The following is a 21,548-nucleotide window of genomic DNA, read 5'->3' as shown; positions in this document are numbered from 1 at the left end:
TCTTCAATGAAGAGGCTTTCCTCTGGTGCCAAGGATTCGGGGCCGACGCATCGGAGGATCGGGGAGCGTGGTTAGTCGTCGGGGGACGAACCACGCACAGTGAAGGGGCCGGAGCGCCGCGTCGGGGGCGGCGTCCGGCCCCTTCACACATGCTCTGGAGCCGGTTCGGATGCCAGCAGCTGCCGCCACCGCCGTCGCCGCCCCCGCTGAAACCGCCAGCACCGCCGTCGGAGCTGCCCCGGAATCCGCCGTCGCTCCCGCCGAATCCGCCGCTCGTTTCGCTGTAGCTGCCGATGTCGCCTTAGCAGGCCCCGCCGGAACTGCCGGAGAGCTGCGGCCGCGGCCACCCTTGGGTCGTACGGACGCGACGATCAAGATCGCGAACACCGCCACGATCGCGATTGCGAAAATTCCGCCCAGCGGTTGGTCCCCTCAGATCATCTGTTCGACGGTCGTCCGTAGGACGCCATCCGCTACTGGGGGTTCCAAGCCGAGCACGAACTGAAAGAGTCTCAGTCGCCACCGCCGCCGCCGGAATCGCCCGAGCCGCCCGAATCCCACCCGCTGCCGGAATCCCACCCGCCGTGGTGTCCGGCGCCGTGGTGTCCGCCGAACGAATTGCCTTGGTCCCAGCCCCAGCTCGTGTCGGCGCCGCTGGAGCCGCTGTCGCTCCGCCCGGAAACTTGTCGGCGTGCGGTGGCTCGCCGACGCGCGGCGGCGTGGTTGGCTCCCGCGCGTCGGCGAAGCCGCCGGGTGTGAGCGGCCCACCGGTCCCAGACGATGCCGATGCCGAGCAGGAGCAACATGCCCACCCCTACGTAACCAATCCAGTGCATGCCGCCCGCCTCTCGATCGACCGATCAAGGTTCTACACGCCGCAGGCGACCATCAGGTTGACTTTCGGGCATAAAAAACGCACGCCAGCTGAAGAGCCCGGGAAGCGGTCCCGGACCCGTCGGCCGACGCGCGTCAGTTCACGGCGTCGCTCCTGCATCAGTGCTCAGCGGGCGCGGCGGGCCAACCGCTCGGGGTCGAGGATGAGCACGCTCTTGCCCTCCAGCCGCAGCCAACCGCGGTGCGCGAAGTCCGCCAGCGCCTTGTTCACGGTCTCCCGCGAAGCACCGACGTACTGCGCGATCTCTTCCTGCGTCAGGTCGTGGGTGACCCGCAGCAGTCCTGCCTCCTGGCTGCCGAAGCGCTGCGCGAGCTGCAGCAACGCCTTGGCAACGCGGCCCGGCACGTCGGTGAAGATCAGGTCGGCCAGCATGCCGTTGGTCCGGCGCAGCCTGCGCGCGACCACGCGCAGCAGCTGCTCGGCGATCTCCGGGCGCGTGGCGATCCACTGCCGAAGGGCAGACCGGTCCATGCTCAGCGCGCGAACCTCGGTGACCGTGGTCGCCGTCGAGGTGCGCGGACCCGGATCGAAGATGGACAGCTCGCCGAACATGTCCGACGGGCCCATGATCGCCAGCAGGTTCTCGCGACCGTCGGGCGACTTGCGTCCGAGCTTGACCTTGCCGGACTGAATGATGTAGAGCCGGTCGCCCGGCTCGCCCTCGGCGAAGATCACGTGTCCTCGCGGGAACTCCACGGGTTCCAGCGACTGGGCCAGTGCCTCTGCCGCGGCCGGCTCAACGCCCTGGAAGATGCCGGCCCGGGCCAGTGTCTCGTCCACCTCGTCCCTCCATGTTGAGACGCGGCGGCTGTCCGTGGTGCCGGACCCGCGAGTGCGAATCTAGCGGTGTGCCGCCGATCACTACCAGTAATTCTAAGACTGGTCGCGGGAACGGCGAGTACGCAGTCTACCGGCGCGTCCCACCCTGCGGAGCTGGAACAACTCCAGCGCGCGTCCAATGCCTTGCCGGAACAGCGCCCGCACCTCGTCGGGGCGAGCGTTCTCCAGCAACTCTTCCACCTCGTTCTCCTGCACCGCGACGTGCCGCAGGCGGGCCTCCACACGCTCCATGAAGAGGGTGAAGAACATGATCACGAGCGGCACGACGATGACGAACCAGGCAGCCATCATGATTTGAATCCTCGCTCATGCCTTCGGGGCGGGTGCAACCGGGGTAGGCATCTCGGCGAGCGTGACTGTTCGGCCACCTTCCGTGACGACCTCTTCTCATGGTCAGGCTGGGTCCCCGGACCGTGTCGGGGCGCCGCCTAACCCGGATGCGCAACGCAGTCAGCGTTCGACATCCCCGGCGGCCCCGGGCTGCGCCGGTGCGGCGGGTTTCCGGGGCGATCGGATCCGTAGGCTGGTGGGGTGTCAGACCTGGCTCGGAACAAGCGCAAGAGTGCCGCGACCCGTTCGGGCGGTGAAACCCGGCTGGGGCTCACCCGACGGGCTCGCCGGATGCTGCGGTCGCTGACCGAGGCGTACCCGGACGCGCATTGCGAGCTGGATTTCGAGACTCCGCTGGAGCTCGCGGTCGCCACGATCCTGTCCGCCCAGTGCACCGACAAGCGCGTCAACGAGGTCACCCCGACCCTGTTCAAGAAGTACCCGACGGCCGCCGACTACGCCTCGGCGGACCGCACCGAGCTGGAGGAGATGATCCGTTCCACCGGGTTCTACCGGAACAAGGCGGCGTCGCTGCTGGGCTTGGGCGCGGCCCTGGTGGAGAAGTACGACGGCGAGGTGCCGGGGAAGCTGGAGCAGCTGGTCAAGCTGCCCGGCATCGGCCGAAAGACAGCCAACGTCATCCTCGGCAACGCCTTCGACGTCCCGGGCATCACCGTGGACACCCACTTCGGACGCCTGGTCCGGCGCTGGGGCTGGACCGAGGAGGAGGACCCGGTCAAGGTCGAGCACGCGATCGGCGAGCTCATCCCGCGCAAGGAGTGGACGATGCTCTCGCACCGGGTGATCTTCCACGGCCGCCGGGTCTGCCACGCCCGCAAGCCCGCCTGCGGGGCCTGCCTGCTGGCCAGGGACTGCCCGTCCTACGGGGCGGGCCCGATCGAACCCGCGCAGGCCGCGAAGCTGGTGCGCGGCCCGGAGGCGCCGCGGCTGCTGGCGCTTGCCGGGGTCGTCGACGAGGTCCCGGAGCGCACCATCGAGCAGGCTGCGGCCAAGGAGCCGGTCGCGTGAACCTGCGCGCCTACCGCAATGAGATCCGCTGGACCATCGTGGTGGTCGTGCTCGCGGTGCTGGGCGTGATCGCGCTCTGGCCGCGCGGCGCGGACCAGCAGCAACAGCAATCCGCCGCACCGGCCCCGGCACCGGCGGCCCGAGCCGTCGACCCGGCGCAGCGGACCGCGGCGGCGCTGCAACCCTGTCCGGCTGCTAGCGGCGCTCCAGGTGCACTGGCCGGGGTGATCGGCAGCTGCCTGGCCGACGGGCAGCCCGCTGACGTGGGTGCCGCCGTCGCCGGTGGCCCCACCCTGATCAACCTCTGGGCGACCTGGTGCGCGCCGTGCCGCACCGAGCTGCCCGCGCTGCAGGCATACGCGGGGCAGCCGGGCGCGATCCGGGTTCTGGGTGTTGAGGTCCAGAGCGATCCGACGGACGGTCTTGACCTCCTCACCCAGCTGGGCGTTCACTTCCCCAACGTGCATGACGGAGACAGCCGCGTCCGGGCCGCGCTGAAGGCGCCGAACGTGTTGCCGGTGAGCTACGTGGTGACCGCCTCCGGCGAGGTTCGCCGCATCGATCCACCGGTCGTTTTCAAATCACCGGACGACGTCCGGGCCGCCGTCGAGCGAACCCTTGGGAGCGACCGGTGAACCAGCGACGAACGGGCCCGCTGACCGACCCGGTGGAGCTGCCCGACTGGTTGCAGGGCCTGGTCAAGCGCTCCGCCGACCTGGACCCGGGGCACTTCGGCTGGCCGCGCGAGAGCCCGCCGGCCGACGCCCGCCCGGCCGCGGTGCTGGTGCTCTTCGGGGAGGGGCCGAACGGTCCGGACGTGCTGCTGCTGCGCCGCGCCGACGGCCTTAGCTCGCACCCCGGCCAGGTTGCTTTCCCCGGTGGCTCGCTCGACGATGTCGATCGAGGACCGGTCGACGCCGCGTTGCGGGAAGCCGTCGAGGAGGTGGGGTTGCGGCCGGAGGGCGTCCGCCCGGTGGCGACGCTGCCGGAACTGCACGTGGCGCACAGCGGATTCCGCGTGACCCCAGTGCTCGCGCACTGGGTCCAACCATCCCCGGTCGCGCCGGTGGACCCCGGTGAGACAGCGGCGGTGGCCCGGGTGCCTATCTCGTGGCTGACCGATCCGGAGAACCGGCTGCGGGTGGAGCTGGCCGGGCGGCATCCGAGCCCGGCGTTCCTGGTGCCCGGGATGCTGGTGTGGGGTTTCACCGGCGGACTGCTGTCCGGGTTGCTGGACCTGGCCGGCTGGTCGCGCCGCTGGGACCGCGCCGACGTGCGGGAACTCGACGAGGCCTGGCGGGCCGCCGAGGAGGCGGAGGACATCGGTTTCGGACGTTCTTGAGCGGTTTGAGAGCCTGGTCTCCGAACTCGGCTGATCGTCGCGGCGGTGCGAGTCGCGCGCGTCGGGCCGAAGCTGCGCCGCTTCGAGGACGAGTTCTGAGAACGTGGTGCAGGCCGATCGTCGCGGCGAGGATGAGGTGAGCGGGTGAACTGGGTCGACCTCCTAGTGGTGCTGCTGGCACTGCTCGCCGCGGTTTCGGGGGCTCGCAGCGGCCTGGTCACCGCCCTGTTCTCGTTCCTGGGTGTGTTCGTCGGCGCGGTCGTGGGCCTGAAGGTGGCGCCGCTGCTGCTGGACCGTTTGGACAGCCCGGTCGCCCGCCTCGCCTTCGGCGTCGGGATCGTCGTGCTGCTGGTTGCCGTCGGCGAGACCTTCGGCATGTGGGCGGGCCGGGAACTGCGGGACCGGATCACCTCGCCAAAGCTGACCGGTGTGGACAATGCGCTGGGCGCGGTCCTGCAGTTCGTCGCGGTCCTCGTGGTGGCGTGGCTGATCGCGTTGCCGTTCACGTCGGCGTCCGCGCTACCCGGCCTCGCTGCCGCCATAAGCCGGTCGAAGGTGCTGACCGCAGTCAACTCGGTGATGCCCGAATCGGCCAAGGCGCTACCGGATGACCTGCGCGAAATGCTCGGGGTGTCCGGATTCCCGCAGGCGCTGGAACCGTTCTCGCAGACCCCGGTCGCGGAGATTGCGCCGCCGGACGCGGCGCTGGCCAACAGCCCGGCGGTGCGCAACGCGCGGACCAGCGTGGTGAAGGTCCGCGGCCGTGCCACGTCCTGCGCGCGGGCGTTGGAGGGCACGGGGTTCGTGATCTCGCCACACCGGGTGATGACGAACGCGCACGTGGTCGCGGGCACGGACCGGGTGGCGATCGAGATCGGCCGCGGCGAGTTCGACGCGGAGGTCGTGCTCTACAAACCCGACGAGGACGTCGCGATACTGGCGGTGCCGGACCTGGACGCGAACGCGATGACCTTCGCGCCCGGTCCGGCCAGCCCGGGCGACGACGTGATCGCGCTGGGCTACCCGCTGGACGGGCCCTACACCGCGTCGGCGGGCCGCATCCGGGAGCGGATCAGGCTGCGCGGGCCGGACATCTACGACGCGAACACCGTGGTCCGCGACGTCTACACGGTGCGCGGCAAGGTGCAGAGCGGGAACTCCGGCGGGCCGCTGATCGACCCGAGCGGCAAGGTCGTGGGCGTGGTCTTCGGCGCTGCGGTGGACGACCCGGAGACGGGTTTCGCCCTCACCGCGGACCAGGTCGCCGACGAGGTGGCCGCCGCACCCCGGCTGTCCACCGGGGTCGCCACCGGCCCCTGCACCCACTGATCGTCCGGACTTGTCCGAAGCGGCGGTGCAGGTGGCGTCTGAGAACCCGCGGCGCTGGAAGCTGCGAGGGCGCGCTGAGCCCATCGGCGCTTCAAAGGCAAAGAACCCGTGAGTGCTTCTGGGGGCTATGGCAACCCAAAAGCACTCACTGGCCTTGAGCAGCGGAACAGATCGCCCTCGGTGCTGGGCGCGTCGCTCAGGACGCTGCCGGGGTTTCCTCGGTGTCGTGGCGGCGCCTGGCGATCTGCTTGGTGTCCTTGAGCGTTTCGATGGTGCGCTTCGGTGCCCGGATCTTGCGCACCCGCACGTAGCCGAGCAGCGCCAGCAGGCCCGCCACCAGCAACATCACCAGGAACACGATGCCGAAGGCCGCCCACCGCCACAGCCCGAGCTGGGCCAGCCCCTCGGCCAGCGTGAAGAACAGGAAGAACAGGCTGAAGCCGAGCACGGTCAGCGCTAGGACGAAGTAGACGCTGCCCTTGACGGCCTTTTTCATCTCGCCGGCGAGTTCGGTCTTGGCCAGCTCTACCTCGGACCTGACCAATGTGGACAGGTGAGTCGTGGCATCGCGGACCAAACTGCCGATGGACTGCCCGTCGGGAGCAGTGCCCTCTTCGGACAGCGGGATGGACGTGACCGCAGTCCACCCCGCACCGCCACGGCTACCGTTGGTGCTCTTCTGGGCGCTGTTCACGTGGCCCATCGTGCCACGGGCGATCAACGGGCGACCGGGCGACTCGCGGTGCGTTACCCGTGAGTGGCCCTCATCGGCAGGTGTTCCGCAGTTTCAATTGAACCTCGTGCCGGGACCTCGAGGTGCAGTTTCAGTTGAAACTGCGGTCTCTCGAGGTCAGGTCGCGGTTCAGGCGTCGTCGGTGCCGTTGCCGTTGTTGAGCTTGCGGCCGCGTCGCAGCAGGGCCATCGCGGCGAGCAGCGACGCGATGCCGGACGCGATCAGCACCGCGGCCTTTGCGCGTTCCGCCGCCGCACCGGCCAGCGACAGGTCGGTGATCAGCAGGCTGACCGTGAAGCCGACGCCGCCGAGCATCGCCAGCGCCGCCATGTCGCGCCACTGCACCGAGTCCGGTTTCGCGCCGATGCGCAGCTTCACCGCGAGGAAGGAGCTGCCGAAGATGCCGATCAGCTTTCCCACCACCAGCCCGATGATGACCGCGACGGCCACCCGGTCCGCGCCGATGGCGGCCAGCGCCTCGCCGTTCACCGGAACCCCGGCGGCGAAGAACGCGAATACCGGCACGATGAGCCCGGCCGACCAGGGCTGCAGTCGGTGTTCCAGGCGCATCGCCGGCGAGGCCGGCTCGTGCGGGTCGCGCTTCACGCGCGTGAGCAGCCCGAGCGCCACGCCGGCGATCGTCGCGTGGACGCCGCTGGTGTGTACCGCGATCCAGGTGGCCACGGCCAGCGGCACGTACAGCCACGGCGTGGTGATCCGCTTGCGCTGCAGGTACCAGTAGGCGACGCAGAGCACGACCGCAGCGAGCAGCGCGAGCACACTAAGCCCTTCGGTGAACAGCACCGCGATCACCACGATCGCACCCAGGTCGTCGACGACCGCGAGGCTCAGCAGGAAGACACGCGCGGCGGTGGGCATCCAGGAGCCGGTCAGGGAAAGCACGCCCAGCGCGAAGGCGATGTCGGTGGCGACCGGGATCGCCCAAGCGGCATGCGCGCCGGGCGTGCCATGTCCGATCGAGAAGGCGAGCACGGCGGGCACGATCATGCCGCCGATCGCGGCGATCACCGGCAGCAGCGCGCTCTTGATGTTGGACAGCTCGCCGACCACGAGTTCGCGCTTGAGCTCCAGCCCCGCGACGAAGAAGAAGATCGCGAGCAACCCGTCCTTTGCCCAGTCGCCGATGGACAGGTCGAGGTGCAGGGCCGCCGACCCGATCTCGAAGTCGCGGATCGCGTGGTAGAGCCCCGCCGCGGGGGAGTTCGCCAGCAGCAGCGCGACGGCGGTGGCCGCCAGCAAGACCATGCCGCCGACGGTTTCGGTCCGCAGGTAGGAGCCGAAGTCGAACGTTCGCACAGATCGCGGGGCCTTGGCGGGCCGCGGCTTGTTGCGGGCGGCTTTCGACACTGTCGGCTCCGATCGCGGGTAGCACGGGCTACAACGCCGACCAGTCTTCCCGGCACACCTGTCGAGATTTTAACATCCACGACCCGCCTGGTTGCCTTCACAAGCACAGCAGGAGCGATGTTCGTGCCGGTGAAGACGTATTTCTCGGATGGTTCGGCCGGAATGCTCACGGCCCGCCGACATGGAGAAAGCGCCGGGGATGCCCTCCGAAGAGGACGTCCCCGGCGCTTGGCCAGTGCGGTCAGTCGTCGCTGGACTTCTTCAGCCCCTTGGAGATCAGGTCCATGACCGAGGAGTCGGCGAGCGTCGTGACGTCGCCGACCTCGCGGTTCTCCGCGACGTCGCGCAGTAGTCGCCGCATGATCTTGCCGGAGCGGGTCTTGGGAAGCTCGGGCACGACCATGATCTGGCGGGGCTTGGCGATCGGGCCGATCTCGTGGGAGACGTGCTCGCGCAACTCCTTGAGCGCGGCCTCGCCGCTGGCGGTGTCGTCGATGCCGCCGCGCAGGATTACGAACGCCACGATGCCCTGGCCGGTGGTGGGGTCGGAGGCCCCGACCACGGCCGCCTCGGCGACGTTGGGGTGCGACACCAAGGCCGACTCGACCTCCGTGGTGGAGATGCGGTGCCCGGAGACGTTCATGACGTCGTCGACCCGGCCTAGAAGCCAGATGTCGCCGTCGGCGTCGTACTTGGCACCGTCGCCAGCGAAGTAGAAGCCGAGGTCGGTGAACTTCGACCAGTAGGTCTCCCGGTAGCGGTCGTCGTCGCCCCAGATGCCGCGCAGCATCGACGGCCACGGCTCGTCCAGCACCAGCAGCCCGCCGCCGCCGTTGCCGACCTCCGCCCCGGTCTCGTCGACGACCATCGCCGAGATCCCTGGCAGCGGCCGCTGCGCCGAGCCGGGCTTGGCGGCCGTGACCCCGGGAAGCGGGGAGATCATGATCGCCCCCGTCTCGGTCTGCCACCAGGTGTCCACCACCGGCGTGCGGTCGCCGCCGATGTTCTTGCGGTACCAGATCCAGGCCTCGGGATTGATCGGCTCGCCGACCGAGCCCAGCACGCGCAGGGAGGACAGGTCGTACTTCGCGGGGATCTCCGCGCCCCACTTCATGAATGTGCGGATCGTCGTCGGGGCGGTGTAGTAGATCGTCACCCCGTACTTCTGCACGACCTCCCAGTGCCGGCCTTCGTGCGGCGCGTTGGGGGTGCCCTCGTAGATGACCTGGGTCGCCCCGTTGGCCAGCGGCCCGTAGACGATGTAGGTGTGGCCGGTGACCCAGCCGATGTCCGCGGTGCACCAGTACACGTCCGACTCCGGCTTGAGGTCGAAGACATTCTGGTGCGTGTAGGCGGCCTGGGTGAGGTAGCCGCCGGAGGTGTGCAGGATGCCCTTGGGCCTACCGGTGGTGCCCGAGGTGTAGAGGATGAACAGCGGCTGCTCGGCGTCGAAGGCCTCCGGGGCGTGGGTCTCCGGCCGGCCCTCCAGGACGTCATCCCACCACTTGTCGCGCGCGTCGTCCCAGGCGACCTCGCCGCCGGTGCGCTTGACCACCACCACGTGCTTGACGCTCGGGGTCTCCGCGACGGCTTCGTCCACGTTGGCCTTCAGCGGCATCGCCTTGCCGCGCCGGTACTGGCCGTCCGAGGTGATGACCACTTTCGCCTCGGCGTCGTTGATGCGGGTGCGCAGCGCCTCCGAGGAGAATCCGCCGAAGACGACGCTGTGCATCGCGCCCAGCCGGGCGCACGCCAGCATCGAGAACACCGCTTCGGGCAGCATCGGCAGGTAGATCGCGACCCGGTCGCCGGCGCCGACGCCCAACGCAGCCAGGGCGTTGGCGGTGCGGGAGACCTCCCGCTGCAGCTCCGCGTACGTGATCGTGCGCGAATCCCCGGGCTCTCCTTCCCAGTGGATCGCGACACGGTCACCGCTGCCGGCCTCGACGTGCCGGTCCGCGCAGTTGTAGGCCACGTTCAGCTTTCCACCGACGAACCACTTCGCGAACGGGGCATTCGACCAGTCCAGGACCTGGTTCCACTTGGTGTCCCAGTGCAGCCGCTCGGCCTGCTTGGCCCAGAACGCCTCCCGGTCCGCCGAAGCTTCCTCGTACAGCGCCGACGTGGCGTTTGCCTGCGCCGCGAATTCCTGGGACGGCGGGAATGTCCTGCTTTCCGTGAGCAGATTGTCGAGCGTGTTGCTCTGCCCGTCGGGCTGGCTCATTGCCGAGAACCTCCCTGGCTATGGGATGCCTGTGCTAGAGGAACCGTAATGCGATCGGGCTCGGGGCAACAGAGGGTTCGTCCGAATGGTTCAGACCAATCACGCAATACGGTCCGAAATCGCCTTGCGCAGGGCGGCAGCGCGGCCACTGTGTCACATGTCGCAACCGGGGCCGGCAACGGGGGATGGCGTGCCGGGTAGCGTCGTTGGGCGTGAACGAGAAGCCATCGCTGGCACCGCTGCTGGAGTTGGACGGCGTCGCCGACGCCGTGACCGCCGCCCGCGCGGCGATCGACGAGGTGCACCGGCACCCGGCCAACCGGCGCGGCTGGCCCGCCACCGCCGCCGAGGCATCCGTCCGGGCAGCCCGCGCGTCGGCGGCCATCTCGGGTGGCGCGGCCGAGATCCCGGAATCCGGCGAGGTCACCGACCCGCTGCTCGCCGGTTCGCTGCGGATCGCCGAGGCGATGGGCACGCTGCTGCCCACCTGGCAGCGTGCGCCGCGGCAGGCGCTGGCCCGGATGCACGTGCTCGCGGCGGCCGACCTGATCGACGACCCGGACCAGCTCGGCCGTCCGCAGGCAGACCCGTTGATCTCCGAGCGGCTCGACCTGCTCGCCGAGATCATCACCGACCGCGAAGCACAGGGACCGGGCCCGGTGCTGGCAGCGGTCGTGCACGGCGAACTCCTCGCGCTGCAGTCGTTCGGCACCGCCGACGGGGTGGTCGCGCGGGCTGCGGCGCGGCTGAGCGTGATCGGCAGCGGCCTCGACCCGAAGGGCCTGGTGGTTCCCGAGGTCGCGTACTTCCGGCGGCAGGAGGAGTACGCCGAGCGGGCCCTCGGCTTCGCCACCGGCGAGATCGGCGAGGTCGCGGCCTGGATCGTGTACTGCTGCCAGGCGTTGGAGACAGGGGCGCGCGAGGCGAAGTCGATCGCCGACGCCGTCCAGGAGGGCTAAGCGGCCCGGGTACCTGGTTTTGTCGGGGCCCGTGGGTATTTCGGGTGTTATCGCCCCGAAAGCGCTGGCGGGCTTCGACCTGGCCTTGCAAGCGAGCGGGGCACGGGTGCCCCGGGCCCGGGAGGGAAGGGTTGGGCGTGGCGAAGAAGATTTTGATCGACTGCGATCCGGGCATCGACGACGCGTTGGCGCTGGCGTTCGCGCACGGCAGTCCCGAGCTGGACGTCGTCGGCGTGACCACCGTCGGCGGCAACGTCGAGTTGGAGCACACCACCGACAACGCCCTGCGGCTGCGCGACTTCTACGGCATGGACGTGCCGGTCGCGCGCGGTGCCGGTCAGCCGCTGGTGCGCGAGCCGAAGACCGCCGGGGACGTGCACGGCAAAACCGGTCTCGGCGGCGTGGTGCTGCCCGAGCCGAAGTCGAAGCTGGGCGACCAGCACGCCGTCGACTTCATCATCGACACCTTGGCCGCCGCGCCCGGCGAGATCAGCCTGACGGCGGTCGGGCCGCTCACCAACATCGCGCTCGCGCTGCGCAAGGAGCCGCGGATCGCAGAGTGGGCCGGGGAATTCGTCATCATGGGCGGCTCCTACACCCGTGGCAACACGAACCCGGCTGCCGAGTTCAACATCTTCGCCGACCCCGAGGCCGCGGTCGTCGCGTTCAACGCGCCCTGGCGGACGGTCATGATCGGGCTGGACCTTACCTATCAGGCCCGGGCGAACGCCGCGGTGCGCGCGCGGTTCGCCGACCTCGGTCGGCTGGAGTCGGAGCTGATCACGCCGTGTCTGGACTTCTACGGCAGCCACGTCAGCTACCGCGACGAAGGCCCGGCCATCCACGACGCCTGCGCGATCGCCTACGTGATCGACCCGGGACTGTTCCAGACGGTGTCGGCCCGTGTCGACGTCGAAACGCAGGGCCGCTTCACCTCCGGCATGACTGTCACGGACTTCGGGGCCCCGTCCGACGTCCACAACGCCGACGTCGCCACGACCCTCGACGCCGAAGCCTTCTGGACCCTGGTCGCCGACGCCTACCGCAACGTCGCCGCCAACCTCCCGGGCTGACCCGCGCTCACCGTAGGCAGCTCCGCGTTCAACCTCGGCGTCGGGCGAACCGCGGCGAGGATCGGCGGAGCGTTCGAGGGACTGCCGCTGCTGCTGCTCAGCACCACCGGGGCCGCACTGGTCGCCGCCGCACCAACCCGGCTGTCTTCCTCCGGGACGGGCACACCGGCTGATCGTGTTCGCTTCGAACGGCGGTTCGCCGGCTGCGCCCCCAAGATCGATGTATTCCAGCAGCGGTTGGCGCAGGTCTAGCAGCGGATCGACGACTTGACGCGGGCGCGTGATCAGCTGCGGGGCCAGTTCGGGGAGTTGTGAGGTTCGGCAGCCCTGGCGGCTTGGCGGACTTGATCGGCGGTGCCGGGGTCCTCAGCGGCGGGAATGGGGCTTCCGGTCAGCCCTCGACGGCTCGGAGCGCGTCGCGGACGTGGCCGTCGGAGACCGCCAGCGCCGCCGCCGCTCGCTCGATGTCGACGCCGGTGAGCAGGTGCACCAGCGCGGTCTTGAGGTCGCCGTCCGCTGCCGTGAGCGCTGCCGCGCACACCTCTTCGGAGGCTCCGGTCGCTTCCTGCAGGATGCTGATCGTGCGGCCGCGCAGCTTCGCGTTGGTGGCGAGCATGCTGACCATCAGGTTCGAGTAGGTCCGGCCCATCCGGATCATCACCGCGGTGGAGAAAGAGGTGAGCACCAGCTTCTGCGCGGTGCCCGCCTTCATCCGCGTCGACCCAGTGATCGGCTCCGGCCCGGTGTCCACCGCGATCAGCACGTCGGCGGGCACTTTCCCGACGTTCGGGTTCGACGTCACCAGCGCGGTCGGCGCCCCGAGCTGCTGCGCGGCCTCCAACGCGCCGAGCACGTACGGCGTCCGCCCGGACGCCGCGAGCCCCAGGACGAAGTCGAGTCCGCTCGCGCCCTCGCGGATTGCGGCGGCACCGGATTCGACATCGTCCTCGGCGTTCTCCACGGCGTGCCGGAAGGCCCCGGGGCCGCCGGCCTGGTGCGCGATGACCCAGTTCGGCGGCACGTTGAAGGTCGGGATCAGCTCGGCGGCGTCCAACACCGCGAGCCGCCCGGAGGTACCTGCGCCGACGTAGTGCACCCGGCCGCCCGCGCGCAGCGCCGCGACGGCCATGTCCACCGCGCGGGCCAGTTCGGGCAGCACCCGGCCGACCGCAACCGGCACCGTCCGGTCCTCGCCGTTGAGGACGTGCAGGACGTCCAGGGTCGGCAGCAGGTCGATATCCCTGGTTCTGGGGTTGTTCCACTCGGTGGGAGCGTCCACGCGGACCGCGCGGTCCCGGCTCATCACGCCTCCTGCGGCAGTTGCGGGAGCACCTGGTCGGGGGTGCGGGTCGCGCATCACGCCTCCTTCTGCCGCCGGCGGTCTGGCCGGCTGCCGAGGCGGTGGCCGCCCACCGCTTCGTAGGTGGCTTCCAGCGCCGCCTTCGCCTGATCCAGGTGGCGCTGCGCGACGCCGATGAACAGGCAGTCGATCACGGTCAGCTGCCCGATGCGGCTGGCCATGGCGCCCGAGCGGTAGGTGGTCTCGCGCACCGCAGTGGTCAGCACGTGGTCGGCGACCTCGGTGATGGGCGAGCGGGCGAAGTTGGTCAGGGCGGCGGTGGTTGCTCCGCGCCGCCGAGCCTCGCGGAGTGCCTCGACGGTTTCGGCGGTGGCGCCGGTGTGCGAGATGCCGATGGCGACATCACCTTCCCGCAGCACTGCCGCCGAAGTCAGCGCGTTGTGCGTGTCGGCCCAGGCGAAGCAGGTCAGGCCGATGCGGTGCAGCTTCTGCTGCAGGTCTAGCGCGACGAAGGCGCTGGCGCCGACGCCGTAGACGTCGATGCGGCGGGCCGTGGCGACGTCGTCGACTAGTCGCCCCAGGATCGCGACGTCCAGCTGATCCGCGGTCTCCTCGACCGCCTTGGCATCCGCGTAACCAACCTTCTCGATGATCTGCCCGAGGTCGTCTTCCGGGGCGATGTCGCTGCCCAGCTCGCGGTCCCGGGTCGAGGTGCGCGCCGTGTCAGCGGCGAGCGCGATGCGCAGGTCCGGGTAGCCGCCGACGCCGATCGCCTTGCAGAACCGGGTGACGGTGGTTTCGCTGGTGCCTGCGGCCTCGGCGACCTCGGTGATGCTGCGCCGGGCGATCGAAGCCGGGTCGGCGAGCACGATGTTGGCCACGCGCTGTTCGGCTCGGGCGAGGCCGGGCAGCAGGGAGCGAATCTTCACGAGCGGGCTTGACTCGCCCGATTCGCGGAACGTGTCGTCAGTGGCCATGTGGGAAACTTACTAACCGCTGCTTGCGCAGGTCAATGGGCGTCTTCTGGGTTTCCACTCGGCGGACGCGGCAAACTCATACCCAGGTTGCATCCGAACCCAACTACTCCGAAAGGGGTAATTGCAGGTCCGCGCGGTGACGATAAAATTCACGCCCGGTGTCATACCCCGAAACACCTGCGGTCCTTGATCGAAAAAATTTCTGCCAACACTGCCGTCCGCACGCGCGTTCGGGAGGAAGCGGCGGAGGGTCGTCGAGGCAACGCGCAGCGATCCGCAGAAGAACCAGGCGGTGTGGGAGACAGCGGGGACTACACCCTCCGGTCCACCCGCGCAGCTGTCGTCGATGCAAGCCCGGAGTTGTCGCGACGACGGCGCTGGGCGGCACCGCCCACCTCGCCGACTTCTCCATCGGCGCGGGCATCGGGCTGAGCTACGGCACGCTGAACGCGCTGGTCGCGTTTGTGGTCCGAACCGCGATCCTCTTTGCTGGGCGTCGATGCGTTCTTGGCGTCGGCGATCATCTCGAGCGCGGTGTACTTCGGCGCGTTCGCCGCTGTGATCCAGCCGTTCTCGCCGATCGCGGCGGTGGTGATCGCGGCAGTGCTGGCGTTGCTGATGGCGGTCCTCACGCGGGCCGCCTACTACCTGCGGCGCACCGACGACGGCATGGCGGAGCCGCGCTTCGACGCCGACGGCACCCCGGTCGACACCGCCTACACCTGCGACGTCTGCCACCAGACCTTCGAGCGCCCGGACGGCCTGGCGTACGCGGTGCCCGACACGATCGTCTCCCCCCTGCGTCACCACCGACCACACCGGCGCCCTCCCCGCGACGTGACCGAGGTGAAGGGCACCTCCTGCCGAGTGGCTTGGCCGAACAGCCGCGTGGCTTGGCAGGACGTGCCCTTCGCGCATCGCCGGATTGCGGCGGTCACTGCTTCGTCGAGTGCTCCGGTTCGACGTAGACCACCACGCGCTGCTCGCCGGGCTGCGACCACGGGTACTCGTTCTCGTCGAGGTACTTCTTCGCCATCTTGTTGATGAACGTGTTGCCCGGGTCGTCCTCGATCTTGGCTACCTTGCCGCGCACCTCCACGTACCGGTAGGGCTCGTCCGGGTCGTGCACGGAGACGGAGATGCGCGGTTCCCGCTTGAGGTTCCGGTACTTCTGCCTCGCCTTGGTCTGGCTGAACTTCAGGTACTGGCCGTCCCAATCGATCCACACCGGGTTCGACTGGGGTTCGCCGTGCGGCCCGATGGTGGCCACGTGGCCGAAGGCGCGCTTGTTCAGGATGTCTTCGCGGTCCTGTGGAATCGCCGACACTTCGACTCCCTCCAACGGTTGCGGTTGCGGTCCGACATTGCCCGCCCGCGACCCGCCACGCGACTCGAACGGTTCCCGAACGGGGCAGCCGGTCGGGATCAGCGGTCGGCGAGGGCCCGCTGGAGCAGGCCGTGCAGGGCTCGCTGTTCCGCTTGGGTGAGTCCGGCCAGCGGGGTGTTCACCGAGAAGCGTTCGATGATCTGCGCGCGCTGCCGCTCGCCTTCGGCGGTCAGGGCGAGTTGTTTGGCGCGGCGGTCGCGCGGGTGCGGCTGCCGGGTGACCAGGCCGTTGTTCTCCAGCCGGTCCACCACGAAGGTCACGTTCGAGGTCGCGCAGTGCATCCGGTCGGCGAGTTCGCGCATGGTCAGCGGTTCGCTCAGCTCGCGCAGCGCGATCGCCTGGGGCGCGGTGAGGTTGGTGCCTGCTACGCAGCCGCGCACGTGTTCGTCGATGCTGTGCGCGAGCTCGCTGATCAGGCCGCAGAGTTCGCGCGCTGCCATCGGCTCGTCCATGTGGCGAGTCTAGCAAGCTTGAACTGTTGCAATCTTAATAGTTTTTTGCGAAATTATTTGCCATATGCACAGCGCTGGAACTTGGTAGTCGGAATCTGCTCGATCGTCCTCGGTGACCTGCGAGTCAGCTACGTGGCGGGAACGCTCAATGGAAATCAGACCTTAGATTTCCAATTGAAATTGCGGACTTCCGCGTCAGCGGTCGGTGGAGACCCAGCCGTCGGGGTGGAGGCGGTTGGCTTCGAGCTCGCCGTCCAACAAGGTCGCGTCGCGGTCGGCCACGAGGATGCCGTCCACGTTCACACCCCGGCCGGAGTACTTGCCGTCGGGGGCGTAGCGCCACCGCAGGCGCACCTGCTGGCCGGCGTCCGCGTCGACCGTGCCGCGCACCTTCCACCAGCTTCGGTGTCCCGCCCCGGCCAACGAGCTCTGCGGCCCGTCGGGAGCCCCGGGGCCGGACGCGCGGACGGGCACCGGCTGCCACCCACCACCGTCCACACTGGCCTCCACGAGCAGTGGGTCCATCCCGTCGCTGTCCTGCTGGGTGTCCACGAACGCGAAGAACGACACCTGCGTCGGGCCGCTGACCGGTCCCAGCGCGTCGGTCGTCAACGTCCCACCGCGCTCGGAGAACCACGATTCCGAACCCAGCGCCGGATCCACGGCGAGCGACCGCGCCATGCCCTGCGCCAGCGCCTGCCGGGCGGGGTTGTTCGACCCCCAGTCCCGCGACGGGTGCACCCGGTTGGTGAGCAGTACCGCCACCGAGCGGGACGCCGGGTCGATCACCAGCGACGTGCCGGTGAAGCCGGTGTGGCCCGCGGTGCGCGGCCCGCTGAGCCCGGCCATGTACCAGCGCTGGTCGAGCTCGAAGCCCAAACCGTGGGCGTTGCCGGGGAAAGCGCTGTTGAAGTTGGTCAGCATCTTCTTGACGGTGTCCTTGGACAGGATGCGGTTGCCGCGGTAGGTGCCGCCGTTGAGCAGCGCCTGCCCCAGCGTCGCGAGGTCGTCGGCGGTGGAGAACACCCCGGCGTGGCCGGAGACCCCGCCCAGCGACCACGCGTTCTCGTCGTGGACCTGGCCGCGCACCATGCCGCGCGGCGGCTCGGCCTGGTACTCCGTCGCCGCGATGCGGTGCAGCTCCGAGGCTGGCGGGTTGTAGCCGGTGTCGGCCATGCCCAGCGGCCCGGTGATCCGGTCCGCCACCACCTGGTCCAGCGGCGCGCCCGCGACGCGCGCGACCAGCACGCCGAGGGTGATCATGTTCGGGTCGGAGTAGGCGTAGTGGGTCCCGGGCGGGAACTCCGGCGTCAGCTGCATGATCGACGGAATCCGTTCGTCCGCAGGCAGTTTCCAGAGCTGCACCTCGGCCTGCAGACCGGAGGTGTGGGTGAGCAGCTGCCGGACGGTGATCGACTGCTTGCCGTTGACGCCGAACTCCGGCAGGTAATCGGCGACCGGCGAGTCCAGGTCCACCTCGCCGTCGTCGATCAGCTGCAGCACCGCGATCGAGGTGAACAGCTTGCTGATCGAGGCGACATCGAAGATCGTGTCGGGCCGCATCGGTTCGCGCTGGTCGGCGGGCAGTTCGGTGCCCTTGCCGTCGGAGTAGCGCAGCTCGTCGCCCGCCGCTTCGCGGCGCACCACGATGCCCTCGTGCGCCAGCATACTGACCGCGCCCGCGTACATCGGGTGTTCGAGATCGGGCGTCTTGTCCGTCCAAACCGCGATCTGCCGCAGCGCCGCATCGATGGGCCCGGGATCGAGCCCGGCCTCTTCGGCGGTGCCGTCCCGCAACACGGTGCCGGCGGGGGCGAAGTCCTCCTGTGGGCGGTCGAAGTGGCCGCCTACACGGCCGGGCGCCGCCGTGGCCGACCCCGCTAGTGCGGTGACCGAAAGCAGCGCCACCGCCGCCAGAATGGTCTTGCCCATCGAATCCCCCTCAGCGGTACAGCAGGTACGGCTCGCGTTGTCGTTGGAAGTCCGCCACGTCGCGCTGCCAGACGCCGACGATCTCGTGCGCGTCGGCCCCCGCATCGACCATCGTGCGCAATCGGTCCGAACCGGACAACTTGTCGATCATGTTGTCCGGCCGCCAGCCGAAGACCTGCGGGTACAGCCGGCGAGCGGTGACGATCATCGTGACCGCGGCGCCGATTGCGTCGATCTCGCCGTTGCGGTACACCTGCACGCCCCCGCAGGTCTCGTTGGCGTGCTTGGAGAATGTCGGCACGAAGTAGGTTTCGCGGAACCGGAGTCCCGGCAGCCCGGTGGCGTTGAGCTCCTCCGCCCACCGCCAGTCGATGCCGGGTGCCCCGATAATCTCGAACGGCCTCGTGGTTCCCCGGCCTTCGGACAGCAGGGTGCCCTCGAACAGCCCCGTCCCGGGGTACACCGCCGCGGTGTCCGGGGTCGGCATGTTCGGGCTGGGCGGCACCCACGGCAGCCCGGCGTCCGCACCGCGCCCACGCCAGCCCTCGACGCGGATCACGTCCAGCCGGTCCAACGGGCTCGGCAGGTACTCGCGGTCGAAAAGCTGCGCCAGTTCGCCGACGGTCATGCCGTGCTGCTGCACGATCGGCAGCAGCCCGACGCCGGAGGCGAACCGCGGGTCCAGCCGCGGCCCGGCCACCCGGGCGCCGATCGGATTCGGCCGGTCCAGCACCAGGAACTTCGCGCCGACCTGGTGCGCGGCCTGCATCGCGGTGTACATCGTCCAGATGTAGGTGTAGAAGCGGACGCCCACGTCGGCGATGTCGAACACCACCTGCTCGACGCCCGCCTTGCGAAACATCTCGGCCAGCTTCGCGGCGTCGGCCCCGTACGCGTCGTACACCGGCAGGTCGGTGCGCGGGTCGCGGTAGTCGCCTTCCGAGCCGCCTGCCTGGGACGTGCCACGGAACCCGTGCTCCGGCCCGAAGACCGCGGCGAGGTCCACCTCGCCGCTGGCGTGCATGGCGTCCACGACGTGCTCCAACGACGCCAGCACGCCGGTCGGGTTGGTCACCACCCCGATTCGGCGGCCGGTGACGTCCTGCCAGTCCCGCGCGGCGAGGACGTCCGCGCCGGTCTTGACACCGGGGCCGCGTTCGGTGGCCGGCGGGGCGGCGCACGCGGAGCTCGCCGCGAGGCCGACCGCGGGCACCGACAGCGCCGCCGCGGTCAGCAAGCCCCGTCGATTCACGCCACCCATGCGCGTCCTTTCCGTGTCCACCATTCTCCGTTTCAGGTTCTCGGGCTGGCGATTTCGCGCGAAATCGCCCATTTACCAGCTCAGTCCGTGGCCGAATGGGTACTTGTCGACGCCAGGCTGGTTCGGGTCGGGCACCGGGACCGGCAGCTTGCCGACCGGGACGTTCTCGCCGAAGAGCACCCTCGCCAGCGATTCCATCGCCACCTCCTTGTCCGAGTAGGTGGCGATCCAGGCGGGCAGCTCGACGTGCGCCGCGTCGTACGGGTCGCGCACGGCGACCGCGACGACCGGCTTCCCGGTCTGCTGCAGGGCGCGGGCCAGGTCGAGTTGGGCCTTGTTGTCCGGGTTCCAAGCGGCGTTGGTCAGCACCACCGCGATGTCGTTGCGCTTGGCCTCTTCGACGGCCTGGTTGATCTGCTGCGGGGTCGGCTTCAAGCCCGTCGCCAATGCCGCCGTCTGCGGGCCGCGCGCCTTGATCCGCTCCGCCAGTGCCGCGGTCGCCTTGTCCCCGGCGCCGGTCACGAACATCGTCGCCGGCGGCTTCAGCGGCAGCATCCCGTCGTTGCGCAGCACCGTCGTGGTGCGGTCGGTGATGGTTTGCGCCTCGAAGACGTGCTCCCGGGTTCCGACGATCTTGTCTACTTTGGACACGTCGACGAATGGGTTGTCCAGCACGCCGCGGGTGGACTTCAGCGCCAGGATGCGCTTCACACTCTCATCGATGCGCTGCTCGGTGAGCTGGCCGGTGCGCACCGCGTTGACCACGCCGTCGATGGCGACCTGCACGTTGAACGGCATCAACATCACGTCGGCGCCGGCCTTGAGCGCCAGCACCGGGATCTCGGCGTCGGGGTGCTTCTGCCGCACGCCGTCCATCTTCAGCGAGTCGGTGACGATCACGCCCTGGTAGCCGAGCTCGTTGCGCAGCATCCCGGTGAGCACGTTCGGCGCGAGCGTCGACGGCTCACCGGAGTCGTCGAGCTTGGGCACCACGATGTGCGCGCTCATCACCACGTCGGTCCCGGCGCCAATCGCTTCCCTGAACGGCGGCGCGTCCAGCTGCTCCCACTGCTGCCGGTCATGCTCGATTACCGGCAGCGAGATGTGGCTGTCCTGGTTGGTGTCACCGTGCCCGGGGAAGTGCTTGACCGAGGCCGACACCGTTTCGCCCGGTTCGGCCGAGTCCTCGTAGCCGCGGACCTGCGCGGCGGTGAGCTGCGCGGCGAGCGCTGGATCGGAGGAGAACGACCGCACCCCGATCACCGGGTTCGCCGGGTTGACGTTGACGTCGCCGCTCGGCGCGAAGTTCTGGTTCAGCCCCATCGCACGCAGTTCCTGCCCGGTGATCGCGGCCGAGCGGCTTGCGTCGTCGGGGTTGCGGCCGGCGCCGAGCGCCATGTTGCCCGGGAACTGGGTGGCCGGCTCCAGGATGCGGGTGATCTGCCCCTGTTCCTGGTCGGTGGAGATCAGCAGCGGTACCTTCGCACCAGAGGTGAGTGCGGCATCCTGCAGGCCGTTGGACAGCTCGGCGATCTGCTTGGGATCGTAGAGGCTGTCGGTCCAGGTGAAGTGGATGATGCCGCCGAGGTGGTACTTCTGCACCACTTGCGCCGGGGTGTCGACGCCGAACTCCTCCTGGTTCTTCGGGTGCGGGGTGTCCGCGGTGCGGCCGTAGGCGTAGGTGATGAACAGCTGCCCGACCTTTTCCTCCAGCGTCATCTGCTTGAGCAGCTCGTCAGGTGACAGCCGTTGCGCCGGAGCGACTGCGCCGCCGGTCGCGGAAAGTGCTGCGGCGCCGATGGCGATGGCGCTCAGCGCGACAACGGCGCGGCGCGCTCGGGTCTTCACGTTGGCCTCCCTGCGGGCGGGGATTTCGCCGGGCGGAAAGTGTTCACCATGAAATCGGTCGATTTCGAAAGTTACCCACGTGGCTCGCGTCGGTCAACGCTGTGCATCGGCGTGGGCCCAGGCACTCCCGCAAAGAGGGTTTGGTCGGCGTGATCCTGCCTGCGGCATCGGACCGATCTGGTGAATTCCGGCGCACGCGAGCCGTGCGGGGGAATGGCCCGCGCGAACGGCGGCGGAGCAAACGGCGGCGGCCCGTCGATCAGATCGAC

Annotated in this window: 20 protein-coding genes; 6 read left to right on the top strand and 14 right to left on the bottom strand. The window is 69.4% G+C overall.

Features of this window, described 5'->3' with window-relative positions; all coding sequences use genetic code 11:
• Positions 1 to 512: 512 nt before the first annotated feature.
• The 3 genes from ACWDKQ_RS17660 to ACWDKQ_RS17650 all read right to left on the bottom strand — a co-directional run bounded on the left by ACWDKQ_RS17660 (position 513) and on the right by ACWDKQ_RS17650 (position 2,023).
• Positions 513 to 836: a hypothetical protein gene (locus ACWDKQ_RS17660; RefSeq protein ID WP_450139808.1), complete on the bottom strand. Its 324-nt coding sequence runs from the start codon at positions 834 to 836 to the stop codon at positions 513 to 515.
• Between the two features lie 164 nt (positions 837 to 1,000).
• Positions 1,001 to 1,675: a Crp/Fnr family transcriptional regulator gene (locus ACWDKQ_RS17655; protein WP_010307868.1), complete on the bottom strand. Its 675-nt coding sequence runs from the start codon at positions 1,673 to 1,675 to the stop codon at positions 1,001 to 1,003.
• Positions 1,676 to 1,768: 93 nt separating this feature from the next.
• On the bottom strand, positions 1,769 to 2,023 hold the full coding sequence (locus ACWDKQ_RS17650; RefSeq protein WP_029535541.1) for a hypothetical protein: 255 nt from the start codon (positions 2,021 to 2,023) through the stop codon (positions 1,769 to 1,771).
• Between the two features lie 243 nt (positions 2,024 to 2,266).
• Between ACWDKQ_RS17650 and nth the strand changes: the two genes are divergently transcribed.
• From nth to ACWDKQ_RS17630, 4 genes are all read left to right on the top strand, one after another.
• Complete coding sequence (nth, locus tag ACWDKQ_RS17645; RefSeq protein ID WP_450139807.1) at positions 2,267 to 3,094, top strand: endonuclease III; 828 nt, start codon at positions 2,267 to 2,269, stop codon at positions 3,092 to 3,094.
• Positions 3,091 to 3,729, top strand: coding sequence for a TlpA family protein disulfide reductase (locus tag ACWDKQ_RS17640; RefSeq protein ID WP_450139806.1), 639 nt, complete (start codon positions 3,091 to 3,093; stop codon positions 3,727 to 3,729). Before nth ends, ACWDKQ_RS17640 begins: the two co-directional genes overlap by 4 nt.
• Positions 3,726 to 4,436 carry an NUDIX hydrolase gene (locus ACWDKQ_RS17635; protein WP_450139805.1) on the top strand — a complete coding sequence of 237 codons (711 nt, stop codon included), beginning with the start codon at positions 3,726 to 3,728 and terminating at the stop codon, positions 4,434 to 4,436. Before ACWDKQ_RS17640 ends, ACWDKQ_RS17635 begins: the two co-directional genes overlap by 4 nt.
• Positions 4,437 to 4,580: 144 nt before the next feature.
• The gene (locus ACWDKQ_RS17630; protein ID WP_450139804.1) at positions 4,581 to 5,765 is read left to right on the top strand and encodes a MarP family serine protease; all 1,185 of its coding nucleotides are present in this window, start codon (positions 4,581 to 4,583) and stop codon (positions 5,763 to 5,765) included.
• 196 nt (positions 5,766 to 5,961) lie between these two features.
• Here the strand turns inward: ACWDKQ_RS17630 and ACWDKQ_RS17625 are convergent, their stop codons facing one another.
• From ACWDKQ_RS17625 to acs, 3 genes are all read right to left on the bottom strand, one after another.
• Positions 5,962 to 6,468 (bottom strand): phage holin family protein, encoded by a 507-nt coding sequence (locus ACWDKQ_RS17625; RefSeq protein WP_450139803.1) that lies wholly within the window; start codon positions 6,466 to 6,468, stop codon positions 5,962 to 5,964.
• A gap of 159 nt (positions 6,469 to 6,627) precedes the next feature.
• Entirely contained in the window at positions 6,628 to 7,866 is a 1,239-nt protein-coding gene (nhaA, locus tag ACWDKQ_RS17620) for a Na+/H+ antiporter NhaA (RefSeq protein ID WP_450139802.1), read from the bottom strand.
• A gap of 241 nt (positions 7,867 to 8,107) precedes the next feature.
• Positions 8,108 to 10,090 carry an acetate--CoA ligase gene (gene acs, locus ACWDKQ_RS17615; RefSeq protein ID WP_450139801.1) on the bottom strand — a complete coding sequence of 661 codons (1,983 nt, stop codon included), beginning with the start codon at positions 10,088 to 10,090 and terminating at the stop codon, positions 8,108 to 8,110.
• 185 nt (positions 10,091 to 10,275) lie between these two features.
• On the opposite strand from acs, the gene ACWDKQ_RS17610 reads away from it, so the two are divergent.
• Positions 10,276 to 11,049, top strand: a complete 774-nt coding sequence (locus ACWDKQ_RS17610) for an oxidoreductase (protein WP_450139800.1) — start codon at positions 10,276 to 10,278, stop codon at positions 11,047 to 11,049.
• A gap of 137 nt (positions 11,050 to 11,186) precedes the next feature.
• Complete coding sequence (locus ACWDKQ_RS17605; protein WP_450139799.1) at positions 11,187 to 12,122, top strand: nucleoside hydrolase; 936 nt, start codon at positions 11,187 to 11,189, stop codon at positions 12,120 to 12,122.
• Between the two features lie 391 nt (positions 12,123 to 12,513).
• On the opposite strand, the gene murQ is transcribed toward ACWDKQ_RS17605, so the two are convergent.
• The 8 genes from murQ to ACWDKQ_RS17565 form a co-directional block, all read right to left on the bottom strand.
• A complete protein-coding gene (gene murQ / locus ACWDKQ_RS17600; RefSeq protein ID WP_450139798.1) occupies positions 12,514 to 13,425 on the bottom strand; it encodes an N-acetylmuramic acid 6-phosphate etherase in 912 nt (303 codons plus the stop codon).
• A 53-nt stretch (positions 13,426 to 13,478) separates the two neighbouring features.
• Entirely contained in the window at positions 13,479 to 14,399 is a 921-nt protein-coding gene (locus tag ACWDKQ_RS17595; protein ID WP_450139797.1) for a MurR/RpiR family transcriptional regulator, read from the bottom strand.
• A 311-nt stretch (positions 14,400 to 14,710) separates the two neighbouring features.
• On the bottom strand, positions 14,711 to 15,031 hold the full coding sequence (locus ACWDKQ_RS17590) for a hypothetical protein (protein ID WP_450139796.1): 321 nt from the start codon (positions 15,029 to 15,031) through the stop codon (positions 14,711 to 14,713).
• Positions 15,032 to 15,333: 302 nt separating this feature from the next.
• A complete protein-coding gene (locus tag ACWDKQ_RS17585) occupies positions 15,334 to 15,726 on the bottom strand; it encodes a PPOX class F420-dependent oxidoreductase (protein WP_450139795.1) in 393 nt (130 codons plus the stop codon).
• A 98-nt stretch (positions 15,727 to 15,824) separates the two neighbouring features.
• Entirely contained in the window at positions 15,825 to 16,226 is a 402-nt protein-coding gene (locus tag ACWDKQ_RS17580) for a MarR family winged helix-turn-helix transcriptional regulator (RefSeq protein WP_450139794.1), read from the bottom strand.
• 207 nt (positions 16,227 to 16,433) lie between these two features.
• Positions 16,434 to 18,170 (bottom strand): serine hydrolase, encoded by a 1,737-nt coding sequence (locus ACWDKQ_RS17575; protein ID WP_450139793.1) that lies wholly within the window; start codon positions 18,168 to 18,170, stop codon positions 16,434 to 16,436.
• 10 nt (positions 18,171 to 18,180) lie between these two features.
• Complete coding sequence (locus tag ACWDKQ_RS17570; protein WP_450139792.1) at positions 18,181 to 19,431, bottom strand: exo-beta-N-acetylmuramidase NamZ family protein; 1,251 nt, start codon at positions 19,429 to 19,431, stop codon at positions 18,181 to 18,183.
• Positions 19,432 to 19,503: 72 nt separating this feature from the next.
• On the bottom strand, positions 19,504 to 21,279 hold the full coding sequence (locus tag ACWDKQ_RS17565; RefSeq protein ID WP_450139791.1) for a glycoside hydrolase family 3 protein: 1,776 nt from the start codon (positions 21,277 to 21,279) through the stop codon (positions 19,504 to 19,506).
• Positions 21,280 to 21,548 lie beyond the last annotated feature (269 nt).

The sequence above is a fragment of the Saccharopolyspora sp. NPDC000995 genome (assembly GCF_053599315.1).
This window is presented reverse-complemented; position numbering and strand designations above follow the sequence as displayed.